The organism is Pseudomonas sp. (assembly GCF_030684895.1).
Taxonomy (GTDB): Bacteria; Pseudomonadota; Gammaproteobacteria; order Pseudomonadales; family Pseudomonadaceae; genus Aquipseudomonas.
Map to the genome: position 1 here is coordinate 25,905 of NZ_JAUXXP010000045.1, position 23,064 is coordinate 48,968.

The 23,064-nt window shown below is 60.3% G+C and carries 25 protein-coding genes and 1 other RNA gene; 19 read left to right on the forward strand and 7 right to left on the reverse strand.

The features are described 5' to 3' along the window. On the forward strand, positions 1–627 hold the full coding sequence (locus Q8M42_RS09005; RefSeq protein ID WP_304866574.1) for a PolC-type DNA polymerase III: 627 nt from the start codon (positions 1–3) through the stop codon (positions 625–627). Positions 628–732: 105 nt separating this feature from the next. Beyond that, a complete protein-coding gene (locus Q8M42_RS09010) occupies positions 733–909 on the forward strand; it encodes a DUF6435 family protein (protein WP_304866572.1) in 177 nt (58 codons plus the stop codon). Between the two features lie 62 nt (positions 910–971). Here the strand turns inward: Q8M42_RS09010 and Q8M42_RS09015 are convergent, their stop codons facing one another. Together Q8M42_RS09015 and Q8M42_RS09020 are read right to left on the reverse strand one after the other, a co-directional pair. Further along, complete coding sequence (locus tag Q8M42_RS09015; protein ID WP_304866570.1) at positions 972–1,937, reverse strand: hypothetical protein; 966 nt, start codon at positions 1,935–1,937, stop codon at positions 972–974. Between the two features lie 134 nt (positions 1,938–2,071). Beyond that, on the reverse strand, positions 2,072–2,977 hold the full coding sequence (locus Q8M42_RS09020) for a GlxA family transcriptional regulator (RefSeq protein ID WP_304866774.1): 906 nt from the start codon (positions 2,975–2,977) through the stop codon (positions 2,072–2,074). A 240-nt stretch (positions 2,978–3,217) separates the two neighbouring features. Between Q8M42_RS09020 and Q8M42_RS09025 the strand changes: the two genes are divergently transcribed. Beyond that, entirely contained in the window at positions 3,218–4,354 is a 1,137-nt protein-coding gene (locus tag Q8M42_RS09025) for an acyl-CoA dehydrogenase family protein (RefSeq protein WP_304866568.1), read from the forward strand. A gap of 59 nt (positions 4,355–4,413) precedes the next feature. Here Q8M42_RS09025 and Q8M42_RS09030 read toward each other — a convergent pair whose 3' ends face one another. Further along, the gene (locus tag Q8M42_RS09030) at positions 4,414–5,451 is read right to left on the reverse strand and encodes an NADP(H)-dependent aldo-keto reductase (RefSeq protein ID WP_304866566.1); all 1,038 of its coding nucleotides are present in this window, start codon (positions 5,449–5,451) and stop codon (positions 4,414–4,416) included. 248 nt (positions 5,452–5,699) lie between these two features. On the opposite strand from Q8M42_RS09030, the gene rplM reads away from it, so the two are divergent. The 7 genes from rplM to Q8M42_RS09065 all read left to right on the forward strand — a co-directional run bounded on the left by rplM (position 5,700) and on the right by Q8M42_RS09065 (position 10,588). Continuing rightward, the gene (rplM, locus tag Q8M42_RS09035; RefSeq protein ID WP_090249152.1) at positions 5,700–6,128 is read left to right on the forward strand and encodes a 50S ribosomal protein L13; all 429 of its coding nucleotides are present in this window, start codon (positions 5,700–5,702) and stop codon (positions 6,126–6,128) included. 14 nt (positions 6,129–6,142) lie between these two features. Next, positions 6,143–6,535 carry a 30S ribosomal protein S9 gene (rpsI, locus tag Q8M42_RS09040; protein ID WP_090249150.1) on the forward strand — a complete coding sequence of 131 codons (393 nt, stop codon included), beginning with the start codon at positions 6,143–6,145 and terminating at the stop codon, positions 6,533–6,535. 256 nt (positions 6,536–6,791) lie between these two features. Next, the gene (gene petA, locus Q8M42_RS09045; protein ID WP_304866563.1) at positions 6,792–7,385 is read left to right on the forward strand and encodes a ubiquinol-cytochrome c reductase iron-sulfur subunit; all 594 of its coding nucleotides are present in this window, start codon (positions 6,792–6,794) and stop codon (positions 7,383–7,385) included. Beyond that, positions 7,385–8,596, forward strand: a complete 1,212-nt coding sequence (locus Q8M42_RS09050; RefSeq protein WP_304866772.1) for a cytochrome bc complex cytochrome b subunit — start codon at positions 7,385–7,387, stop codon at positions 8,594–8,596. The genes petA and Q8M42_RS09050 overlap by 1 nt, the downstream gene beginning before the upstream one ends. Beyond that, positions 8,596–9,378, forward strand: a complete 783-nt coding sequence (locus tag Q8M42_RS09055) for a cytochrome c1 (RefSeq protein ID WP_304866561.1) — start codon at positions 8,596–8,598, stop codon at positions 9,376–9,378. Before Q8M42_RS09050 ends, Q8M42_RS09055 begins: the two co-directional genes overlap by 1 nt. A gap of 163 nt (positions 9,379–9,541) precedes the next feature. Next, the gene (locus Q8M42_RS09060; RefSeq protein WP_304866559.1) at positions 9,542–10,159 is read left to right on the forward strand and encodes a glutathione S-transferase N-terminal domain-containing protein; all 618 of its coding nucleotides are present in this window, start codon (positions 9,542–9,544) and stop codon (positions 10,157–10,159) included. 15 nt (positions 10,160–10,174) lie between these two features. Beyond that, positions 10,175–10,588 (forward strand): ClpXP protease specificity-enhancing factor, encoded by a 414-nt coding sequence (locus Q8M42_RS09065; RefSeq protein WP_304866557.1) that lies wholly within the window; start codon positions 10,175–10,177, stop codon positions 10,586–10,588. A 69-nt stretch (positions 10,589–10,657) separates the two neighbouring features. On the opposite strand, the gene Q8M42_RS09070 is transcribed toward Q8M42_RS09065, so the two are convergent. The 4 genes from Q8M42_RS09070 to Q8M42_RS09085 are packed head-to-tail and all read right to left on the reverse strand — an operon-like array spanning position 10,658 to position 14,006. Then, positions 10,658–11,191 (reverse strand): BON domain-containing protein, encoded by a 534-nt coding sequence (locus tag Q8M42_RS09070; RefSeq protein ID WP_304866556.1) that lies wholly within the window; start codon positions 11,189–11,191, stop codon positions 10,658–10,660. Continuing rightward, the gene (locus Q8M42_RS09075) at positions 11,188–11,781 is read right to left on the reverse strand and encodes a phosphoheptose isomerase (RefSeq protein ID WP_304866554.1); all 594 of its coding nucleotides are present in this window, start codon (positions 11,779–11,781) and stop codon (positions 11,188–11,190) included. The genes Q8M42_RS09070 and Q8M42_RS09075 overlap by 4 nt, the downstream gene beginning before the upstream one ends. Before the next feature lie 42 nt (positions 11,782–11,823). Beyond that, positions 11,824–12,198 carry a YraN family protein gene (locus Q8M42_RS09080; protein WP_304866552.1) on the reverse strand — a complete coding sequence of 125 codons (375 nt, stop codon included), beginning with the start codon at positions 12,196–12,198 and terminating at the stop codon, positions 11,824–11,826. Next, entirely contained in the window at positions 12,195–14,006 is a 1,812-nt protein-coding gene (locus Q8M42_RS09085; protein WP_304866769.1) for a penicillin-binding protein activator, read from the reverse strand. The genes Q8M42_RS09080 and Q8M42_RS09085 overlap by 4 nt, the downstream gene beginning before the upstream one ends. 168 nt (positions 14,007–14,174) lie before the next feature. Between Q8M42_RS09085 and rsmI the strand changes: the two genes are divergently transcribed. The 9 genes from rsmI (at position 14,175) to mraY (ending at position 23,047) form a co-directional block, all read left to right on the forward strand. Then, positions 14,175–15,017 (forward strand): 16S rRNA (cytidine(1402)-2'-O)-methyltransferase, encoded by an 843-nt coding sequence (gene rsmI, locus Q8M42_RS09090; protein WP_304866551.1) that lies wholly within the window; start codon positions 14,175–14,177, stop codon positions 15,015–15,017. A 41-nt stretch (positions 15,018–15,058) separates the two neighbouring features. Then, positions 15,059–15,417: RNase P RNA component class A (gene rnpB / locus Q8M42_RS09095), an RNA gene on the forward strand. Between the two features lie 308 nt (positions 15,418–15,725). Continuing rightward, positions 15,726–16,181 (forward strand): division/cell wall cluster transcriptional repressor MraZ, encoded by a 456-nt coding sequence (mraZ, locus tag Q8M42_RS09100; protein WP_090249128.1) that lies wholly within the window; start codon positions 15,726–15,728, stop codon positions 16,179–16,181. A 2-nt stretch (positions 16,182–16,183) separates the two neighbouring features. After that, positions 16,184–17,125 (forward strand): 16S rRNA (cytosine(1402)-N(4))-methyltransferase RsmH, encoded by a 942-nt coding sequence (gene rsmH, locus Q8M42_RS09105; RefSeq protein WP_304870487.1) that lies wholly within the window; start codon positions 16,184–16,186, stop codon positions 17,123–17,125. Then, complete coding sequence (gene ftsL / locus Q8M42_RS09110; RefSeq protein ID WP_304870485.1) at positions 17,122–17,415, forward strand: cell division protein FtsL; 294 nt, start codon at positions 17,122–17,124, stop codon at positions 17,413–17,415. The genes rsmH and ftsL overlap by 4 nt, the downstream gene beginning before the upstream one ends. After that, entirely contained in the window at positions 17,412–19,139 is a 1,728-nt protein-coding gene (locus tag Q8M42_RS09115; protein WP_304870483.1) for a penicillin-binding protein 2, read from the forward strand. The genes ftsL and Q8M42_RS09115 overlap by 4 nt, the downstream gene beginning before the upstream one ends. Next, entirely contained in the window at positions 19,139–20,602 is a 1,464-nt protein-coding gene (locus Q8M42_RS09120; protein ID WP_304870481.1) for a UDP-N-acetylmuramoyl-L-alanyl-D-glutamate--2,6-diaminopimelate ligase, read from the forward strand. The genes Q8M42_RS09115 and Q8M42_RS09120 overlap by 1 nt, the downstream gene beginning before the upstream one ends. Continuing rightward, complete coding sequence (gene murF / locus Q8M42_RS09125) at positions 20,595–21,965, forward strand: UDP-N-acetylmuramoyl-tripeptide--D-alanyl-D-alanine ligase (RefSeq protein WP_304870479.1); 1,371 nt, start codon at positions 20,595–20,597, stop codon at positions 21,963–21,965. The genes Q8M42_RS09120 and murF overlap by 8 nt, the downstream gene beginning before the upstream one ends. After that, complete coding sequence (gene mraY / locus Q8M42_RS09130) at positions 21,965–23,047, forward strand: phospho-N-acetylmuramoyl-pentapeptide-transferase (protein WP_304870478.1); 1,083 nt, start codon at positions 21,965–21,967, stop codon at positions 23,045–23,047. The genes murF and mraY overlap by 1 nt, the downstream gene beginning before the upstream one ends. Positions 23,048–23,064: the final 17 nt, after the last annotated feature.

Here is a 23,064-nt window from a genome sequence, read left to right on the forward strand (position 1 = left end):
ATGCTTGCCGATTCCATTGCCGCACTCGATTTTGAAACCACCGGTATGTCGCCAGCTCAGCAGGCGCGTGCCACTGAAATCGGCGTGGTGATCGTCGAGGATGGGCGAATTGTTGCGCGCTACCAGAGCCTGATGAACAGCGGCGCCTGGGTGTCGCCGTTTATCGAGCAGCTCACTGGCATCAGCAACGCCATGCTGCGCACGGCACCGCCCGCTGCGCAGGTGATGCAGGAGGTGGCGGAGTTTGTTGGCGACCGTCCGCTGCTGGCGCATAACGCCAGCTTTGACCAGAAATTCTGGGACGCCGAGCTGGCGCTGATTCGCCGTCGACGCGTGCAGCCGTTTGCCTGCTCCTTGCTGTTGTCACGCCGACTCTTGCCGATGGCGCCGAGCCACAAACTGGGCAACCTCAACCAGTGGATCGGCCTGCCCGATACCGGCAAGGCGCACCGCGCGCTGGCCGATGCGGAAATGGCCGCCAACCTGACCTGCTTTATGGCAGCGCTGCTGCGCGATCGCCATGGCATTACCGAGATTTCCCATGAGTTGCTGTGCAACCTGCAGCGGGTGCCAGCGGCGAAGATGTCGCTGGCGTTGCAGAAAATCCGCGACCACGCCTTCGGTTGAAGGCGCTTTATCAGCTTGTTACATCTGTGCCGCAAGTATGGTGCGTGACTGAATTAAGCTGGGCAGGCACCTATCCGGGGCTTTTTGTCGACAGAGGCACACAGCATGTTCGGTTTGTTTAAAAGCGATCCCGCAAAAAAGTTGCGCAAGCAATACAGCGCCAAGCTGGAAGAGGCCATGCGCGCTCAACGCAATGGTGATATCCGCAGCTATGCCACGCTGAGCGAAGAGGCGCAGGCGCTGTGGGCCCAGCTTGAGCCGCTGGAACGCGACAAGCCCTGAAGAGGTTTGCGGGGATATAAAAAAGGCTGCCAGTAGGCAGCCTTTTGCATTTTTGCGTGCGTTCAGTTGTGCGCCAGCTTTTGCTGGTACTGGGCGAGCATTTTCTGCGCGTGGGCCACTTCCAGGGCTTCCATGGCGTTGATCGGCTTGATCGCCACGGCGCGCTTGAGGTGTCGCAGGGCCTTGTCTTGTTCGTCGTCGCCGTATACGTAGGTCAGGGCGTTGGCGTATTCATAATGGCCGATGGGCAGGTCGTCCTGGGCCTGGAAGCTGCGGCTGAAATACGTCTCCATATTGTCGGCGCTGACGCCGTAGGTCATGCGCCCGACCATCTTGCCGACCTTGCGGATTACCCCAGCCTCATAGCCGCCATACAGCGCCAGGGCGAACGGTTGCTGCGGGTGTTTGGCCAGCAGGGCCTTGAGTTCGTTGGGAATTTGCGAGGTGTAGCCGCGCTTGAGCACCACCGGCACCGACAGCTCCTCGCCCAGGCGCGCCTTGGCATAGACGCGGCCGAACTGTGCGGCTACGTCGGCTTGGACCAATTCGCCGGCCTGGTCGGTGTAGGTGATTACTTCTTCCAGCAGGCGGTGCTTTTCTTCCTGCTCTGGCACCAGAAACATGGCATAGATTACCTGCGCGAACATCGCCGGGATCTGCCCGCCAACACCCAGGGCCAGGCCCTGTTGCTTGGCCTGGGCGAAATCGCCGCGAAACACCAGACGCCATACGTCCTGCAGTTTTGCTGCGTAGAGCTCAGCCTCCTCCGGTTTGCCGGTAAAGCCGGTATTGGCCAGTACGGTTTTTTCCAGTGCCTGAGGATGGGTCGTAGCCATGGTCACCACCCAGTCGGCGTCGGGGAAGGGATAGTCGGTGCCGAAGCCGCGAGTCAGTTGTGGCCAGGCCTGGCGCAGCTTGTCGCCCGAATAGTCATAGGCGCTTTGGTCGTACGGGAAGGGCTTCCAGTTGTCGGCGGCGACAGCGCTGAAGCTGCAGGCGGCAAGTAAGGCAATAAGTATGCGGCGCATGGCGATGACCTGATTGTTGTTGTAGGTAGTCCTCAAGGGATGCGCCGATCATAGAGCGCTGCCGCCTGTGCCCCACCCATCCAAGGATGAGTTGCGCGGGTTTTCAGTGCGCGGGGTGCACGCTCGTGCCGATCTTAAGCATGGCTGTCCTTGTGCTGGAACTGCCGGCGGTACTGGTTGGGTGACAGTTCCGTGTGCTGACGAAACAGCCGGGCGAAGAAGCTGGCATCGTCGTAACCCACTTCATAGCTGATGGTCTTGATGCTTTTGCGGGTGGCGCTGAGCAGGCCCTTGGCGGTTTCGATGCGCAGGCGCTGCAGGTAGTGCAGCGGCTTGTCGCCGGTGGCGGTTTGAAAGCGCCGCATAAAGTTGCGAATGCTCATGCCGTGCTCGCGGGCAACATCCTCGAAGCGGAACTTGTCGGCGAAGTGGTCCTCCAGCCATTGCTGGATTTGCAGGATGGTCATGTCGTGGTGCAGCTTCTGCCCGCCAAAACCGATGCGCCCGGGGGCGTAGTTGCGTTGCACTTCATACAGGATGTCGCGGGCCACACCCTGGGCCACGCTGGCGCCGCAGAAGCGTTCGATTAGGTAGATATACAGGTCGCAGGCCGAGGTAACACCGCCGGCGCAGTACAGGTTATCGGCATCCGACAGGTGTTTCTCCTGATTGAGCAGCACCTTGGGGAAGCGCTCGGCAAACTCGTTGAAGAAGCGCCAGTAGGTGGTCGCTTCCTTGCCGTCGAGCAGGCCTGCCTGAGCCATCCAGAACACCCCGGTGGCTTCGCCGCAAATCGCGCTGCCGGCGGCGTGGCGCTGTTTCAGCCAGCTAAGCACCTGTGGGTGGCGCTGGCACAGCGCGTCGAAGTCATCCCAGAAAGCCGGCAGGATGATCACGTCGGCATCTTCCAGCGCGCCATCGACCGGAATCAGCACATCACTGAAGCTGCGCACCGGCTTGCCGTCGGGGCTGACCAGGTGGATTTCGAAGGTTGGGGTTAGGCCCAGACCCTGCTGTTTGCCGTAGCGCAGGCTGGCCATGTGGAAGAAGTCCTTGGCTTGCATCAGGGTCGAGGCGAACACGCCTTCGGTGGCAAGAATGCTGACGCGGTGCAGCGGCGCTGGTGACTGAATAGGCATAGATATTGTTCTTATTAAGGCTAAGTGGTCATGAGCTGGCTGGATCGTCTTATTTTTTGGCGCTTGTGTCCAGTGTGACCAAGCGTTTGCTTGGCTAAAGTCGAGGCCAGTTTAAAACCGTCCATATTTGTAGGTGTTGCCATGATTCCCAGAACGATTTTCAGCTCCGAACACGAGCAGTTTCGCGACAGCGTGCGCAAGTTCCTTGAGCAGGAAGCCGTGCCTTTCCATCAGCAGTGGGAGAAGGATGGCCACATTGATCGTGCGCTGTGGAATAAGGCGGGGGAGGCGGGGATGCTCTGCTCGCATATTCCGGAAGAGTACGGTGGCATGGATGCGGATTTTCTCTACAGCACCGTGGTGATCGAGGAAGTCGGCCGTCTGGGCCTGACCGGTATCGGTTTCTCGCTGCATTCGGACATCGTTGCGCCCTACATCCTGCATTACGGCAGTGAGGCGCAGAAGCAGCATTACCTGCCCAAGCTGGTGTCCGGCGAGATGGTTACCGCCATCGCGATGACCGAACCGGGTGCTGGCTCCGATCTGCAGGGCGTGAAAACCACTGCCGTGCTGGATGGCGATGAGTATGTGATCAACGGCTCGAAGACGTTTATCACCAACGGCTTTCTCGCTGATCTGGTGATTGTTGTGGCCAAGACTGACCCGAAAGCGGGTGCCAAGGGCACTAGCCTGTTTCTGGTCGAAGCCAATACGCCTGGTTTCTCCAAGGGCAAGCGTTTGGAAAAGGTCGGCATGAAGGCGCAGGACACCTCCGAGCTGTTCTTCCAGGATGTGCGCGTGCCCAAGGAAAACCTGCTGGGGCAGGCCGGTATGGGCTTCGCCTACCTGATGCAGGAACTGCCGCAGGAGCGCCTGACTGTCGGTATTGGCGCGCTGTCTTCTGCCGAGGCGGCGCTGCAGTGGACGCTGGAGTACACCCGCGAGCGCAAGGCGTTTGGCAAGGCGATTGGTGACTTCCAGAACACCCGCTTCAAGCTGGCGGAAATGGCCACGGAAATTCAGATCGGCCGGGTGTTTGTCGACCGCTGCCTGGAGCTGCACCTGCAGGGCAAGCTGGATGTGCCGACTGCGGCCATGCTCAAGTACTGGGGCACCGACCTGCAGTGCAAGGTGCTCGATGAGTGCGTGCAGTTGCACGGCGGCTACGGCTATATGTGGGAATATCCGGTGGCGCGCGCCTGGGCTGATGCGCGAGTTCAGCGCATCTATGCCGGCACCAACGAGATCATGAAAGAGATCATCGCCCGCTCGCTGTGATCATTTGCGGAATAAAACAAGCCCGGCAGTTGCCGGGCTTTTTTGTGCCGCTTTAATGGTCAGGGCGCCGGGTTGGGCTGAGCTTTGTGAATCGCCTCGATGCCGGCCAGTACTTCTGCTGAGAGTTGCAGCTCGCTGCTGGCCAGGTTGCTGTCCAGTTGCTCCAGACTGGTCGCACCGATGATGTTGCTGGTGACGAAGGGTTGCGCGGTGACAAAGGCCAAGGCCATCTGCGAAGGAATCAGGCCATGCTCGCGCGCCAGGGCGACGTAACGTGCGCAAGCGCTTTCGGACTCCGGGTTGGTGTAGCGGGTAAAGCGACTGAACAGGCTGATGCGCGCATTGGCCGGGCGTGCGCCGTCAGCGTACTTGCCGGAGAGCATGCCGAAGGCCAGGGGCGAGTAAGCCAGCAAGCCACATTGTTCGCGTAGGGCTATTTCTGCCAGGCCCACTTCAAAGCTGCGGTTAAGCAGGTTGTAGGGGTTCTGGATCGACACGCTACGCGGCCAGCCGCGTTGTTCGGCCAGTTGCAGAAATTTCATGGTGCCCCAGGGCGTTTCGTTGGACAGGCCAATATGGCGAATTTTGCCGGCCTTGACCTGTTCATCCAGGGCTTCGAGGGTTTCCTCCAGCGGCGTGTGCTCACTGTCCTGGTGGCGATAGCCAAGTTGGCCGAAGTAGTTGGTCGGACGTTCCGGCCAGTGCAGCTGGTAGAGGTCGATCCAGTCGGTCTGTAGGCGCTTGAGGCTAGCATCCAGCGCTGCTGCGATATGCGCGCGATTGTGTTTGAGTTGGCCGTCGCGGATATAGCCGATGCCATTGCCGGGGCCGGCGATCTTGCTGGCTAGCACCCAGTCGGCGCGATCACCGCGTTGCTTGAAGTAGTCACCAATGATCTGTTCGGTCTTGCTGTAGGTCTCGGCGCGTGGAGGTACCGGGTACATCTCGGCGGTATCGATGAAGTTTACCCCGTAGGCCTTGGCGCGCTCGATCTGGGCGAAGCCCTCGCTAGAGCTGTTCTGTTCGCCCCAGGTCATGGTGCCCAGGCACAGACTGCTGACCTTGATGTCGGTGCGGCCGAGTTGACGGTAATCCATTGCTAGCTCCTTGAAAAAGCGGGTTGGCATAATCGTGTTGAAATTCTCCGCGCAATCTGCATAATTGCGCACCTCTTTCTGCAGTGGAAGTGATGCGCCGCCTGCCGAAGAATCTTGCCGTATTACGGACGCGCTGACCCGAGCCCCCGATAGCGCCTGTTTTCGGCTGCCTTTGACTTGTCAAAGTACGCACTATTCAGTAAGATCCGCCGTCTTATTTATCAGGGCGGCCCCTGAGGCTATAAAGAATGAAAACTTTTACTGCTAAACCGGAAACAGTTAAGCGCGACTGGTTTGTCGTCGACGCTGCAGGTCAGACCCTGGGTCGTCTGGCTACCGAAGTTGCAAGCCGTCTGCGTGGCAAGCACAAGCCTGAATACACTCCGCACGTTGATACCGGTGACTACATCGTCATCATCAACGCTGAGCAGATTCGCGTTACCGGTGCCAAGACCACTGACAAGATGTACTACTCCCACTCCGGTTTCCCGGGCGGCATCAAGTCGATCAACTTCGAGAAGCTGATCGCTAAAGCCCCTGAGCGCGTGATCGAGACCGCGGTTAAAGGCATGCTGCCGAAGAACCCGCTGGGTCGCGACATGTATCGTAAGCTGAAAGTGTATGCGGGCGCTGCTCACCCCCACACTGCTCAGCAGCCCCAAGAACTGAAGTTTTAACGGAATAGTTCATTATGTCGGCGACTCAAAATTACGGCACTGGCCGTCGCAAGACTGCAACCGCTCGCGTTTTCCTGCGTGCGGGCACTGGCAAAATCTCCATCAACAATCGCACTCTTGATGGTTTCTTCGGTCGCGAAACTGCCCGCATGGTAGTTCGTCAGCCGCTGGAACTGGTTGAGATGACCGAGAAGTTCGATATCTTCGTTACCGTTATCGGTGGCGGTGTAAGTGGTCAGGCTGGCGCAATCCGCCACGGCATCACCCGCGCCCTGATGGACTACGACGAAGCTCTGCGTCCTGCACTGCGTAAAGCTGGCTTCGTGACTCGCGATGCCCGTGAAGTTGAACGTAAGAAGGTTGGTCTGCGTAAAGCGCGTAAGCGTCCGCAGTACTCCAAGCGTTAATTCGCTACCTGCGTTCCCCAAAACGCCCAGTTTCCCTTCGGAGCTGGGCGTTTTTTGTGGGCGCTTATTTGCTCTGCGGCATCATGCCGCATCCGTGAATGCCCTGATTTGTAAGGGCTTGCGTCCGCTCTGTCTGGGTAATTACCTTGTCAGTAGAGGGGCTTTTCTTTACCATTTGGCAAATTTTTTGCGCGACTCGATTTTTACCTAGTATAGGCCTGACCAACAGGCCATAAAGCTGATGGGAGACGACTGAATGAGCAATGACGGCGTGAATGCAGGCCGGCGTCGCTTTCTGGTAGCGGCCACCTCTGTGGTGGGCGCTGCAGGAGCGGTGGGTGCCGCGGTCCCGTTCGTAGGGTCCTGGTTCCCAAGCGCCAAGGCTAAAGCTGCCGGAGCACCTGTAAAGGTGAACGTCAGCAAGATTGAGCCTGGCCAGCAAATGGTTGCCGAGTGGCGGGGGCAGCCGGTGTTTATCGTGCGCCGTACCGAGGAAATTCTCAGTAACTTGGTGAAAATCGAAGGTCAGCTCGCTGACTTCGACTCCAAGGCCTCCGAGCAGCCGAGCTATGTCGATCCGAAAACCCGTTCGATCAAGCCGGAATTGCTGCTTCTGGTAGGTCTGTGCACCCACTTGGGTTGCGCGCCGTCCTTCCGTCCGGAAGTGGCGCCTGCGGACCTCGGTGCTGATTGGGTCGGTGGCTATTTCTGCCCATGCCACGGTTCGCGCTACGACCTCGCAGGTCGCGTGTACAAGGCTCAGCCTGCGCCCTTGAATCTGCCGGTGCCGCCGCACACGTATGAGACGGATGATGTGATCATCATCGGTGTGGATCAGGAGAAAGCATGATGAGTAAATTCATGGAATGGGTTGATGCGCGCTTTCCCGCGACCAAGATGTGGGAAGACCATCTGTCCAAGTACTACGCGCCAAAGAACTTCAACTTCTTCTACTTCTTCGGCTCACTGGCGCTGCTGGTGCTGGTCAATCAGATCGTTACCGGTGTCTGGCTGACCATGAGCTACACCCCGTCGGCTGAGGAGGCGTTTGCGTCGGTCGAATACATCATGCGTGATGTGGAGTACGGCTGGATTCTGCGCTACCTGCACTCCACCGGTGCTTCGGCATTTTTCGTGGTGGTCTACCTGCACATGTTCCGCGGTCTGCTCTACGGCTCCTACCAGAAGCCGCGTGAGCTGGTGTGGATCTTCGGCATGCTGATCTACCTGATGCTGATGGCAGAGGCCTTTATGGGTTACCTGCTGCCGTGGGGCCAGATGTCCTACTGGGGTGCCCAGGTGATCATCTCGCTGTTCGGTGCCATTCCAGTGATCGGCGCGGACCTGACTCAGTGGATTCGTGGTGACTACCTGATTTCCGGGATTACCCTGAACCGCTTCTTCGCCCTGCACGTTGTGGCGCTGCCGATTGTGATTCTCGGTCTGGTGGTGCTGCACATTCTGGCGCTGCACGAAGTGGGCTCGAACAACCCGGACGGCGTCGACATCAAGAAGAAGAAGGACGAGAACGGCATTCCGCTCGACGGCATCGCCTTCCACCCGTACTACACCGTGAAAGATATCGTCGGTGTCGTGGTGTTCCTGTTTATCTTCTGCTTCGTGATCTTCTTCTTCCCGGAAATGGGCGGTTATTTCCTCGAGAAGCCGAACTTCGAGGCGGCCAACCCGTTCAAGACCCCTGCGCACATTGCTCCGGTGTGGTACTTCACGCCGTTCTACGCGATTCTGCGTGCGGTGCCGGACAAGCTGCTCGGTGTAATCGCCATGGGCGGCGCGATCGCGGTGCTGTTCGTGCTTCCGTGGCTGGATCGTAGTCCGGTCAAGTCGATGCGTTACAAGGGCTGGATGAGCAAGGTCTGGCTGCTGATTTTCTGCGTGTCCTTCGTGATTCTCGGCGTGCTGGGTGTGCTGGCACCGACACCAGGCCGTACGTTGCTGTCGCAGGTGTGTACTTTCCTGTACTTCGCGTACTTCATCCTGATGCCGTTCTACACCAAACTCGAGAAGACCAAACCGGTTCCGGAAAGGGTGACTGGCTGATGAAAAAGCATTTTGCTGCATTAATTATTGCGCTTCTGCCAGGCCTGGGTTTTGCCGCTGGTGGTGTTGAGTATCCACTGGACAAGGTTGAGATTGATCTGGCCGATAAAGTGGCTCTGCAGGATGGGGCGCGTACCTTTGCCAACTACTGCATGGGCTGTCACTCGGCTCAATATCAGCGCTATGAGCGGGTCGCCAATGATTTGGGGATTCCCCATGAGGTCATGCTGGAGAACCTGATCTTCAATGACGCCAAAATTGGCGAGCACATGAAGATCGGCATGAAGCCCGCTGATGCTAAAGCCTGGTTTGGTGCTGCGCCGCCCGACCTGACTCTGGTTGCTCGTGTGCGTGGTAACGACTGGCTGTACACCTACCTGCGTACCTTCTACGACGACCCGACTCGTCCGCTGGGTGCCAATAACAAGGTCTTCCCGAACGTCGGCATGCCGAACGTGCTGGTCGGCCTGCAGGGTAAGCAGGTGATTGGTTGCAAGCAGGTGCAAGTGGTTGAGGGTGGTAAGAAGCTGTTCGATCCACTGACCGGCACACCAATCACTCACGAAGCTTGCGACCAGCTAACTATCGAGCCGAAGACCGGCACGCTGAGCACTGAAGAGTTCGATGAGAAGATCCAGAACCTGGTGACCTTCCTCGCTTACTCGGCCAACCCGGTCAAGTTGCAAAGTCAGCGCATCGGTACCTACGTTCTGCTGTATCTTGCCTTCTTCTTCGTATTCGCCTATCTGCTCAAGCGCGAGTACTGGAAGGACGTGCATTAATCCGTTGCATCTCCGCTGTTGACCTGCGCGCCCCTTTGGGCGCGCAGGTTTTGTACCCTGCCATCCCTGGCGGCTACCCCTGCGGGGCCGTCGCAAGCGACGTCAAAAATTGCTCCGGCAATTTTTTCTGCTTCACATAACTTTATAAGCGAGGAGGACCGCCATGGGCGTGACCAATCGGTTGGCCTGTTACTCCGACCCCGCCGACCACTATTCCCACCGCGTACGCATTGTGCTCGCCGAGAAGGGTGTCAGCGCCGAGATCATCAGTGTCGAAAAGGGCCGTTATCCGGCCAAGCTGCTGGAGGTTAACCCCTACGCCAGCCTGCCGACTCTGGTAGATCGCGATTTGGCTCTGTATGAGTCGACTGTGGTGATGGAATACCTGGATGAGCGTTACCCGCATCCGCCGTTGTTGCCGGTGTACCCGGTGGCCCGTGCCAATAGCCGTCTGCTGATCCATCGCATCCAGCGTGACTGGTGCGCGCAGGTGGATTTGATTCTTGATCCGCGCAGCAAAGAGCCGGCCCGCGCCCTGGCGCGCAAGGAGCTGCGCGAGAGCCTGACGGGTGTGTCACCGCTGTTTGCCGACAAGGCGTATTTCCTCAGTGAGGAATTGAGTCTGGTGGACTGCTGCCTGCTGCCGATTCTTTGGCGTTTGCCGATTCTGGGGATAGAGTTGCCCAAGCCGGCCAAGCCATTGCTGGACTACATGGAGCGTCAGTTTGCTCGTGAAGCGTTCCAGATCAGTCTGTCGCCTGTCGAACGTGATATGCGTTAACCCGAGGAGGTAGTGATGAAGTCGAGTCGTCCTTATCTGGTTCGTGCCCTCTATGAGTGGATCGTGGACAACGACTGCACCCCGCACCTGCTGGTTAATGCCGAATTTGCCGGTGTGCAGGTGCCGGCAGGGTTTGCCAGTGATGGGCAGATCGTGCTGAATGTCTCGCCCACTGCTGTGCGTCATCTGCATATGGATAACGAGGCGGTGAGCTTCGAGGGGCGTTTTGCCGGGGTGCCGCAAAGCCTGTATATCCCCGCAGCCGCCGTGCTGGCGATCTATGCGCGGGAGAATGGCCAGGGCATGGTGTTTGATGCGGAGTCGTCAATGCTCGATGCTGAAGAGATCGAAGATCCGGGTGAGCAAAGCCCGCCGGATGATGAGCCGCCGCGTCCCAGTGGCAGGCCCAGTCTGAAAGTGGTCAAGTAAACATAAAAAAGGCGATCCGAAGATCGCCTTTTTTATTGCCGTCACGCAAGTGGTGCATGGGTGGGGCTGTCAGTTGACGTACTCGAACAGCTTCACCACTTTCTGTACGCCGGAGACGCTTTGCACCAGGTTTGTGGCGTGAGTGGCTTCGGCCTGCGAGACCACGCCGAGCATGTAGACGATGCCGTTCTCGGTGATCACCTTGATGCGTGAGCCGGGCACGCTGCTGTCGGCGAGCATCTGGGTCTTGATGCGGCTGGTTAGCAGTGAGTCGTTGCTGCGCACCAGCAGTGAGGTGGGCTGCAGGACCTGCAGTTCGTTATGCACCTTCTTCACGTTGCTGACCTTGCGCGCAGCCTGCTCGGCCATGCCTTTGAGGTCATTGCGTGGGGTCTGGCCGGCCAGTAGCACAACGCCGTTGTAGCTGGTAACCACGATGCGCGAGGTTGGGCTGGTCAGGTCGATATGCGCGCGGGCCACGCTAGAGCTGACCTCGGACGGGATGAACTGGTCGTCAATCTTGTTGCCGACGCTGCGGTTACCGCAGCCGGCGAGGGCCAGGGTCAGCGCCAGGGCGGCAAGGATCAGTGGTGAACGGGTCATTCTTCACTCCCAAACAGTTGGCTGTCGATCAGGTCGCACAGGCAGTGGATGGCCAGCAGGTGGACTTCCTGAATGCGTGCAGTGACTTTCGAGGGGACGCGGATTTCCACGTCTTCCGGCAGCAGCAGTGAAGCCATGCCGCCGCCATCGCGGCCGGTGAGGGCGACCACGGTCATCTCGCGGTCGTGAGCGGCCTGGATGGCCTGGATCACGTTGGCCGAGTTGCCGCTGGTGGAAATTGCCAGCAGCACGTCGCCGGGCTGACCGAGCGCGCGAATTTGTTTGGAAAAGATCTCGTTGTAGCTGTAGTCGTTGGCAATCGAGGTGATGGTCGAGCTGTCGGTGGTCAGGGCGATGGCCGGCAAGCTCGGGCGCTCGCGCTCGAAGCGGTTGAGCAGCTCGGAGGAAAAATGCTGGGCGTCGCCAGCCGAACCGCCGTTGCCGCAGGTGAGGATCTTGCCCTCGCTAAGCAGTGCCTGAACCATGGCCAGGCTGCCTTGCTCGATAAAGGGGATGAGCACTTCCATGGCCTGCTGCTTGGTTTCAATGCTGGCTTGGAATAGGTGGCGAATACGGGCTTGCATGTCCATTGGCATATCCATTGGCGATAGAACCTTCAGTGTGGCTTCTGTTCAGGTATCAAAAGCGTTTTGAATCCAGTCCAGTTGCGCGGGGGCTTGGCTGTCGGCGTTTATGGCAATCACATCAAAACGGCATGGGTACTTGGCCCAGCGTGATTCTTGTTGCAGGAAGTGCTGAGCGGCGCGGCTGAGTTTCTCACGTTTGCGTGCATCCACGCTCTCTGCTGCGCCGCCCCAGGCGCTATGGTGCCGATAGCGAACTTCTACGAATACTACTGTATCGGCGTCGAGCATGACCAGATCGAGCTCGCCGAGACGACAGCGCCAGTTCTGCGCCAGCAGGCGTAGGCCGTGCTGCTCGAGATGCTGCCGGGCCAGTGCTTCGGCAGCATCTCCGCGTTGTTGCGTGCTGATGCGCTCGCTCAATTGATGCTGTCAGGCAGTGGCTGAACCTGGCCGTCGCGGAATTCGGCCCAGGGCAGTTGCCGCTCGATACGCTGGCTCGGGTTCAGGCTCAGGTTACCCGACAGGCCTTGCAGGCGGGTCTCGGGCAGGGCCTTGAGCTGGTTTAGGCGCGGCGCCAGCTGGTAGGCATCGGCGCCCATGGCATACAGACGGCCGAGGCTGCTGCCGGCTTGCGGCCATTGTGTGCTGGCTTGCTGGCGCAGTGGGTCGTTGACGTTCAGCAGCCATGGGGTTTCGCAGAACATGATGCCGTTGAGGTCGATGTACTGCGCCTGGTTGTAGGTGCCGGTAAACAGGTGCGAGGTGGCATACACCGGTACATCGCCGGCGTACTGGAAGGCCAGGGTCGGTTTGATTTGCTGAGCCTGCTGCGGGGTGGCGGCGAGGAAGATAAAGTCAACATCACGGCGACGCGATGGGGCAGCAGCAACCGAGGTGCCTAGGGTGTTTTGCAGGCGCTTGCTACGGGCTTCGCTTTCGCGCAGCTGGAACAGATCGGCGATCTGTCGAGCCAATTCGACCGGCTGATCAACGTGTTCGGCGGCAATCAAGGTGCCGCCCTGGGCTTGCCAGCTCTGGCGGAACGCGGCGAGCACGCGGTCGCCCCATTCGCCGTTGGGCACCAGTGCTACGGCGCGGCGCATACCGTCAGCCCAGGCGCGGCGCGCCACTTCGCGGGCTTCGTCCTCGGCGGCGAGGCCGAACTGGAACAGTTGCGCCGGACCTTCCTGGCTGCCTTCGCTGTAGTTCAGGGCCAGGGTGGTGATCGGCAGCTGTTCACGGCTGCTCAGCTGGCTGACCAGATTCTTTTCCAGCGGGCCGATCACCAGTTGCACGCCGGCGGCCTTGGCCTGGGCGTAGAAGGCGTCCATAGAGCCGATGCGCGAGCTGTCGAACATCTGAATGTTCGGTGGGTTCTGCCCGGCTTGTTGCGCCTGATAGTGCGCCGCGAGGAAACCGTCACGCAGTGCGCGGGCCACGCTGGCCAGTTGGCCATCCTGCGGCAGCAGCAGGGCAATTTCAGTCAGTGGTTGGCTGGAAAGCTTTTTCAGCTCGACCAGCGCTTGCGGCAGTTGTTGTGCGGCAGGGTGCTGTGGGTTGGCGGCGACCCAGGTGTCAATAGCGCTTTGTTGCTGCTCCAGGGTGCCGGCGCTCTTGGATGCGCGGGCCAACTCCAGCCAGCCGTCGAGGTCGGCATCGCCGCTGGCTTGCAGCTCGCTCGCGGGCAGGCTGGAAACCAGGGTCCAGATGGCCTCCTGGTTGTGCGCGGCGCTGGCACCGCTGAGCAGTGGGGCAATAAAGACGCGTTCGCGAGCGGCGGCCAGGGTTTGTCCGCTGGCTTGCAGGGCGTTGGCGCGCACCAGTTGGCTGCGTACCTGTTGTTCAACCGGTAGCTCGCCGAGGCGTTCCATGCTCGGGTGACTGAGGGCGCGCAGGGCTGCCTTGGGCTTGTTGCGGCTCATATCCAGTTCGGCGCGCAGGGTGCTGGCGTAAATCTGCTGGGCCGGCTTCAGGCTTTCCAGCTGCACTTGTTCCAGAATGCTGCTGGCGCGGGCCAAGTCCTTCTGTTTATAGGCCAGGTCGGCTGCTGACAGGCGCAGCGCCGCAGCCTGCTCAGTCGGGCTTTCTGCTGCTTGCTGCAGCAGTTGTTCGATGCTGGCTTGCGGCGTACGGGGCAGCTCGCCCAGTGTCGATGAGGGCTGGCTGGCACAGGCTGCAAGCAGGCCGGCAAGGCAGATGGCAGAAAGCGGGCGCAGGCAGGTGATCAGGCGGGTGGGCATGTAGGGCGTTCCTGATACTTGATCAAATTGAGCGTCGAATTGTACCCAAGCCCGCCGGGTGACGCGATGTCGAAGGTTGGAAACGGGCTACAATGCGCGCTTTGCTGATTTTGAGAGGCCTGTGCTGTGACCACTTCCGCTGCTGCGAATTCGCCTTTGGGCAGTCTTTATGTGGTGGCTACACCCATTGGCAACCTGGATGACATCAGCGCGCGGGCGCTGACCATCCTGCGTAGCGTTGCCTTGATCGCCGCAGAAGACACGCGCCATTCCGCGCGCCTGATGCAGCACTTTGGCATCGGCACGCCACTGGCGGCCTGCCATGAGCACAACGAGCGCGATCAGGGTGGGCGCTTCCTCGCGCGGTTGCTGGCGGGTGACGATGTGGCGCTGATCTCCGATGCCGGTACGCCGCTGATTTCCGATCCGGGCTATCACCTGGTGCGTCAGGCGCGCGCTGCCGGTGTTGCGGTGGTGCCCGTACCGGGGGCTTGCGCATTGATTGCCGCGCTGTCTGCTGCGGGGTTGCCGTCGGATCGCTTTATTTTTGAGGGATTTCTGCCCGCTAAGGCGGCTGGACGACGCGCGCGCCTTGAGCAGGTAAAGGAAGAGCCACGCACGCTGATCTTCTATGAGGCGCCGCACCGCATCCTCGAATGCCTGCAGGATATGCAATCGGTGTTCGGTGATGAGCGCCCAGCGTTGCTGGCGCGCGAGCTGACCAAGACCTTCGAGACGCTCAAGGGTATGCCGCTGGCCGAGTTGGCCGCCTGGGTAGCCGCCGACAGCAATCAACAGCGTGGCGAGTGTGTGGTGCTGGTCGCGGGTTGGCAGGCGCCGGAGGGCGAGGAGGCCGTAAGCGCCGAAGCCATGCGTGTGTTGAATCTACTCTTGGCGGAAATGCCGCTGAAGCGCGCGGCGGCACTGGCCGCGGAGATCACCGGGGTGCGCAAGAACTTGCTCTATCAGGTGGCCCTGGAACAGCAGAGAGACGTTTAAACCTTGTTCTATAGGGCGCGGGCCGTTAACCTTGCCCGCGGAGAGTCGATCGGACAGTCGCTGCCGTGTTGCGTTCTGCGTAATGCGGGGGAGGAAAGTCCGGGCTCCATAGGGCGGAGTGCCAGGTAACGCCAGGGAGGCGTGAGCCTACGGAAAGTGCCACAGAAAATAACCGCCTAAGCGCTTCGGTGCCGGTAAGGGTGAAAAGGTGCGGTAAGAGCGCACCGCGCGACTGGTAACAGTTCGTGGCTAGGCAAACCCCACTCGGAGCAAGACCAAATAGGGTTCCATTGGCGTGGCCCGCGCTGGAACCGGGTAGGTTGCTAAAGGCGTGCAGTGATGTACGTCGTAGAGGAATGACTGTCCTCGACAGAACCCGGCTTACAGATCGACTCTCCACCTTCCTCATTCATCCGCTTCACTGCTTCACCTCCTTTCTAAGACCGAAAAAATCTTACTCTTAACAAACTACTTTAACTTCGCAGTTCAACGCGCTGCATAAGCTCATTTTTATATCCATTTCTTCACGTCATTTCTCCGTTTTGCCCCTCTCAAAGTTCGCTAAATCGCCGTTCTATAAGGATTTTTCCCGCCAAGCGTGCCTTGACGGTGGGGGGCGTGCGTTCCTATAGTGTGCGCGAGTGGTAGGAAGTGGCACAAAGTGGGTTTCTTAGGCATGGATAGCTAATAAAAAGGGGTAGCGCGATCGTGTTTCGCGGAGCAAACGCCATCAGTCTCGACGCCAAAGGGCGACTCGCGATGCCAAGTCGGTATCGGGACGAGCTTGTGTCGCGTTGCGCCGGCCAGCTTATCGTCACGATTGATGCCATCGACCCCTGCCTCTGCGTCTATCCACTGTCCGAGTGGGAGCTGATTGAAGCCAAGCTCCGCGAGCTCGCCTCCTTCCGTGAAGAAAACCGCCGCCTGCAGCGTTTGCTGATCGGTAACGCCGTTGACCTTGAGCTGGATGCCAGCGGTCGTTTCCTGGTGCCGCCGCGTCTGCGCGAATACGCCAAGCTGGACAAGCGCGCGATGCTGGTCGGTCAACTCAATAAATTCCAACTGTGGGATGAAGATGCCTGGAATGCCGTGGCCGATGCCGATCTGGCCGCGATCAAGCAACCGGGTGCTCTGTCCGACGACCTACGTGACCTGATCCTGTGACCATGACCAGCAATTTCCGCCACATCACCGTGCTGCTCGACGAGGCTGTCGAAGGGCTGGCTGTGCGCGCCAATGGTTGCTACCTGGATGGCACCTTCGGGCGCGGCGGGCATAGCCGGCTGATCCTGGAAAAGCTCGGGCCAGACGGTCGCTTGCTGGGGTTTGACAAAGATCCCCTGGCAATTGCGACGGGAAATGCGCTGGCGGCCGAAGACGGCCGCTTTGTCGTTGTGCAGCGCAGCTTTGCCGAGCTGGGCGCCGAGCTGACGCAGCGCGCGCTGGGCGGCCAGGTCAGCGGCATTCTGCTCGATCTCGGTGTGTCATCGCCGCAACTGGATGACGCCGAGCGCGGCTTCAGCTTTATGAATGACGGCCCGCTGGATATGCGCATGAACCCGGATGCGGGTGTCAGCGCTGCAGACTTTATTGCCAGCGCCGCTGAAGAAGAAATTGCCCGGGTATTTAAGGACTACGGCGAAGAGCGCTTCGCCAAGCGCATGGCCCGTGCCGTGGTCCTGCGCCGCGCCGAACAGCCGTTTACCCGCACCGCCGACTTGGCTCAGGTGCTGACCGTCGCTAATCCAGCCTGGGAAAAGGGCAAGAATCCGGCGACTCGTGCCTTCCAAGGTCTGCGCATCTATATCAACAACGAACTGGGTGATCTGGAAAGCGGCCTCGATGCCGCTCTGGAAAACCTCGAAGTGGGCGGTCGCCTGGTGGTGATTAGCTTCCACTCGCTGGAAGACCGCATCGTCAAACTCTTTATGCGCAAGCATGCCAAGGGTGAGATGGACAAGCTGCCGCGTGATCTGCCGATCATCCCGAAAGCCTTCGAGCCACGCTTGAGGCTGATCGGCAAACCGGTATTCGCCTCCGAGGCTGAGCTTGCCGCCAATCCACGTTCGCGCAGTGCGGTGATGCGCATTGCCGAGAAAGTGCGATGAGCGCGCTGTTCGCCAAGCCATTGCCAGGTGGCAGCTTATTCATGCTGCTGCTGTTTATGGCTGTGTTGGTGTCTGCGATTGGGGTGTCTTACAGCGCGCACTGGAACCGTCAGCTGCTTAACGACCTGTATGCCGAACTCAGTGTGCGCGACAAAGCGCAGGCGGAGTGGGGGCGGCTGATTCTCGAGCAAAGCACCTGGACCGCGCACAACCGTATCGAAACCCTGGCCTCTGAGCGCCTGAGCATGCGTATCCCGGATGCCGCCGAAGTGCGCATGGTGGCGCCATGATCGGTCTTGAAGGCGCGCTCTACCCCTGGCGCTTTCGCCTGGTGCTGCTGCTGTTGGCACTGATGGTGGGCGCGATTGCCTGGCGTATCGTCGACCTGCAGGTATTCGATCAGAGCTTCCTGCAGGCCCATGGCGACGCACGCAGCGTGCGGCATATCCCGATTCCAGCGCATCGCGGGCTGATCACTGATCGCAATGGCGAGCCCCTGGCCGTCAGCACCCCGGTGACCACCCTGTGGGCTAACGGCAAGGAACTGCAAAGCGGCAAGGCCAAGTGGAATGAGCTGGCTACTGCCCTGGGCCAGGACGCCAATACCTTCTCCGCACGCCTGGCGGCTGCCCACGAGCGCGAATTTATGTACCTGGTGCGCGGGCTGACGCCTGAGCAGGGTCAGCGCATTCTCGACCTGAAAGTGCCGGGCGTGTACGGCATCGAAGAGTTCCGCCGCTTCTACCCGGCCGGTGAGGTGGCCGCCCATGTGGTGGGCTTTACCGATATCGATGACCGTGGCCGCGAAGGGATGGAGTTGGCCTTCGAGGATTGGCTGGCCGGCGTGCCCGGCAAGCGTCAGGTGCTCAAGGATCGGCGCGGACGGCTGATCAAGGACGTCCAGGTTGCACAGAATGCCAAGGCCGGTAAGGCCTTGGCATTGTCGATTGACCTGCGCCTGCAATACCTGGCGCACCGCGAACTGCGCAATGCGGTCACCGAGTTTGGCGCCAAGGCCGGCAGTCTGGTGCTGCTCGACGTACAGACCGGCGAAGTGCTGGCCATGGTCAACCAGCCGACCTACAACCCGAACAACCGTCGTAACCTGCAGCCAGCGGCCATGCGTAATCGCGCGATGATTGATGTGTTTGAACCCGGTTCGACCGTTAAGCCGTTCTCCATCGCCGCTGCCCTGGGCTCCGGCCGCTGGACTCCAGAAATGACCGTAGATACAGCGCCGGGCAGCTTGAAAATTGGCCGTTACACCATTCGTGATGTGTCTCGTGGTGGGGTGCTCAACCTGACCCAGATTTTGATGAAGTCGAGCAACGTCGGCATCAGCAAGGTGGCCTTCGATATCGGCGCAGAGCCGATTTACGCCGTAATGCAGCAAGTCGGTCTCGGTCAGGATACCGGCCTGAGCTTCCCTGGCGAGCGCGTCGGCAGTCTGCCCAACTACCGCGTCTGGAAGCAGGCCGAGACCGCTACCCTGGCCTATGGCTATGGCCTTTCGGTAACCGCGGTGCAGTTGGCGCATGCCTACTCGGTGTTGGCCAACCACGGCGGCAATGTGCCGCTGTCGATGGTACGCCTGGATCGTCAGCCGGTTGCCACTCAGGTAATCGATCAGCAGATCGCCAAGACCGTGCTCGGCATGCTCCAGTCGGTGGTTGAAGAGCCGGGCGGCGGCGGTGCGCGGGCCAAGGTGCCGGGCTACCACGTCGGCGGCAAGAGCGGCACCGCGCGTAAAGCCGCGACCGGCGGCAGCAAGGGCTATGTCGACAAAGCCTATCGCTCGTTCTTCGCCGGTGTTGCGCCTATCGATAACCCGCGTATCGCCGCGGTCATCATGATTGATGAGCCGGGTGAGGGCGGCTATTACGGCGGCCTGGTCGCTGCGCCAGTGTTTGGCAAGGTCATGGCCGGTGCGCTGCGGCTGATGAACGTCGCCCCGGATAACCTGCCGGAACCGCAGACCGCCATCGTTGAAGTTATTAAAGGAGGGCGCATCTGATGCCTATGCCCCTTAATCAGTTGTTGCCAGAAGCTGCCAGTTCCACCCTGATTCGTGAATTGACCCTGGACAGTCGCAAGGTGCGTCCGGGCGACCTGTTTTTGGCCGTACCGGGCACCCAGCAGGACGGCCGCGTGCATATCGCTGATGCGGTCGCCCGTGGCGCCGCCGCCGTGGCCTATGAAGCTGAAGGTGCTGCGGTGATGACCGCGCACAGCGCCGAATTGGTCGCCCTCAAAGGCCTGGCCAACCAGCTGTCGGCAATTGCCGGGCGCTTCTATGGCGAGCCAAGCCGTGGCCTGCACCTGGTTGGCATCACCGGTACCAACGGTAAAACCAGTGTCAGCCAATTGTTGGCCCAGGCGCTGGATCTGCTTGGCGAGCGCTGCGGCATCGTCGGCACCCTCGGCAATGGCTTCTACGGCGCACTGGAGCAGGGCCGTCACACCACGCCTGATCCCATCGGCGTGCAGGCCACCCTGGCCGATATGAAAAACGCCGGTGCCCGTGCGGTGGCCATGGAAGTGTCGTCCCACGGTCTGCATCAAGGGCGCGTGGCGGCTCTGGCGTTTGATGTGGCGGTGCTGACCAATCTGTCGCGCGATCATCTGGATTATCACGGTTCGATGCAGGCCTACGCCGAGGCAAAAGCCGCGCTGTTCGCCTGGTCGGGCCTGCGTTGCCGCGTGCTTAACCTGGACGATGCCTTTGGTCGGGAACTGGCCGCTGCCGAGCACGAGTCGCGGCTGATCAGCTACAGCCTGATCGACGCCGACGCCTACCTGTATTGCCGCGATGCGCAGTTTGACGAGCAGGGCGTGCGCGCCACGCTGGTGACGCCGCGCGGTGAAGGCAGCCTGCGCAGCTCGCTGCTCGGTCGCTTCAACCTGAGCAACCTGCTGGCCGTGGTCGGCGCGCTGCTCGGCCTGGATTATCCGCTGGATGAAATTCTCAAGGTGCTGCCACAGCTGCAAGGGCCGATTGGCCGTATGCAGCGTTTGGGTGGCGTCAAGCAGCCGCTGGTGGTGGTGGATTACGCGCACACCCCGGATGCTCTGGAAAAAGTGCTCGAAGCTTTGCGCCCGCACGTCAAAGGCCGCCTGCTGTGCCTATTCGGTTGTGGCGGTGATCGCGATAGCGGTAAGCGCCCGCTGATGGCCGCGGTGGTTGAGCGTCTCGCCGATGGCGTGCTGGTGACCGACGACAACCCACGCACGGAAGTACCTGCACAGATTTTCAGCGATATCCGCGCCGGCTTTGCCAGCCCGGAATCGGTGCAGTTTATTCACGGTCGTGGCCAGGCGATTGCCCAACTGATTGCCGCTGCCAGTGCCGATGACGTGCTGGTGTTGGCCGGCAAAGGCCATGAGGACTATCAGGAAATCAATGGCGTACGTCAGCCGTTCTCCGACTTGGTCGAAGCGGCCAACGCTTTGGCCGCATGGGAGGTGGCTCATGCTTAAGCCGCTGCGGTTGAGCGAAGTGGCTGCACCATTGGCTGCCCGGGTGATCGGTGCGGACGTGGCATTCAGCGCCGTCAGCAGCGACAGTCGGGCGATTCAGCCGGGCCAGCTGTTTGTCGCCCTGGCCGGTCCGCGCTTCGATGGCCATGACTACCTGGCTGAAGTCGCCAGCAAAGGCGCAGTGGCCGCTTTGGTTGAGCGTGAAGTCGTTGGTGCGCCATTGCCGCAACTGCTGGTCGCCGATACCCGTTTGGCCCTCGGCCAGCTGGGCGCGCTGAATCGCCAGGCGTTCACCGCGCCAGTGGTGGCTATTACCGGCTCCAGCGGTAAAACCACCGTGAAAGAAATGTTGGCCAGCATCCTGCGGGAAGGCCTGCAGGGCCCGGTGCTGGCGACCCGTGGCAACCTGAATAACGACCTCGGCGCGCCGCTGACCCTGCTGGAACTGGCGCCTGAGCATGTCGCCGCAGTGATCGAGCTGGGCGCCAACCATATCGGCGAAATTGCCTACACCGTCGGTCTGACCCAGCCGCAGGTGGCCATCATCAATAATGCCGGTAACGCTCATGTCGGCGAGTTCGGCGGCCCGGACAAGATTGTCGAAGCCAAAGGCGAGATCCTCGAAGGCCTGAGCGACAACGGCGTGGCCGTGCTTAACCTTAACGACGTCGCGTTCGCCACCTGGCAGCAGCGCGCCAAAGGCCGTGCAACCAGTAGTTTCGCCCTGCGTAATTCTGCGGCTGACGTTTATGCCAGCGAGCTGGCCCGTGACGCTCGTGGCTGCTCGGCCTTCACCCTGCATTGCGCCAGCGGTCAGGTACGTATTCAGCTCAACCTGCTCGGCGAACACAATGTGGCCAATGCCCTGGCCGCTTCCGCTGCTGCCCTGGCGCTGGGGCTTGCTCCTGCTGCGATCAAGGCCGGTTTGGAAAGCCTGCAGCCGGTCAAGGGTCGTGCCGTCGCGCAGATCGCAGCGAACGGCCTACGGGTGATCGACGACAGCTACAACGCCAACCCGGCATCCGTTTGCGCAGCCATCGATATTCTCGCTGGTTTCTCTGGCCGCCGCGTGTTGGTGCTGGGCGATATCGGCGAGCTGGGTGCGTGGTCCGAGCAGGGGCATCGCCAGGTTGGCAGTTACGCCGTTGGCAAGGTTGATGCGGTTTATGCCGTTGGCCCACTGATGGCTTATGCCATTGAAGAATTCGGCGCAAATGGCCGGCACTTCGCCGACCAGGCCAGCCTGATCGACGCACTTCACGCTGAGCGGGGCGACACCACCCTTCTAATTAAAGGTTCACGCAGCGCGGCGATGGAAAAAGTCGTCGCGGCGCTGTGTGGCACGTCTGGGGAGATTCACTAATGCTGCTGCTGCTGGCGGAATACCTGCAACAGTTCCACAAGGGTTTCGCAGTGTTTCAGTACCTGACACTGCGCGGCATCTTGGGCGTGCTGACCGCGTTGGCCTTGTCACTGTGGCTCGGCCCGTGGATGATCCGCACCCTGCAGATCCGCCAGATCGGCCAGTCGGTGCGCAACGACGGCCCGCAGTCGCACCTGTCGAAGAAGGGCACGCCGACCATGGGTGGCGCGCTGATTCTCTCGGCCATCGCCGTCAGCACGCTGCTCTGGGCTGACCTGTCCAACCGCTATGTATGGACCGTGCTGGCCGTAACCCTGCTGTTCGGCGCCATTGGCTGGGTCGATGACTACCGCAAGGTGATCGAGAAGAACTCCAAGGGCCTGCCGAGCCGCTGGAAATACTTCTGGCAGTCGGTATTCGGCCTCGGTGCCGCGCTCTTCCTTTATATGACTGCGCAAAGCCCGGTGGAAACCACCCTGATTCTGCCGATGCTCAAGGATTTCAGCCTGGAGCTGGGCCTGGGCTTCGTGGTGCTGAGCTATTTCGTCATCGTCGGTTCGAGCAACGCGGTCAACCTCACCGATGGCCTTGACGGCCTGGCCATTCTGCCCACCGTGATGGTCGGCGGTGCGCTGGGGATCTTCTGCTACCTGTCGGGTAACGTGAATTTCGCCGAATACCTGTTTATTCCCTACGTGCCCGGGGCGGGCGAGTTGATCGTGTTCTGCGCCGCACTGGTCGGTGCAGGCCTGGGTTTCCTCTGGTTCAACACCTACCCGGCGCAAGTGTTTATGGGCGACGTTGGCGCTTTGGCCCTGGGCGCAGCCTTGGGCACCATCGCCGTGATCGTCCGTCAGGAAGTGGTGTTGTTCATCATGGGTGGCATCTTCGTGGTGGAAACCCTGTCGGTGATTATCCAGGTCGCCAGCTTCAAGCTGACCGGCAAGCGCGTGTTCCGCATGGCGCCGATCCATCACCACTTTGAACTGAAAGGCTGGCCCGAGCCGCGCGTGATTGTGCGCTTCTGGATCATCACCGTGATTCTGGTGCTGATTGGCCTTGCCACCCTGAAACTGCGTTGAGCACTGAGGATTGATAA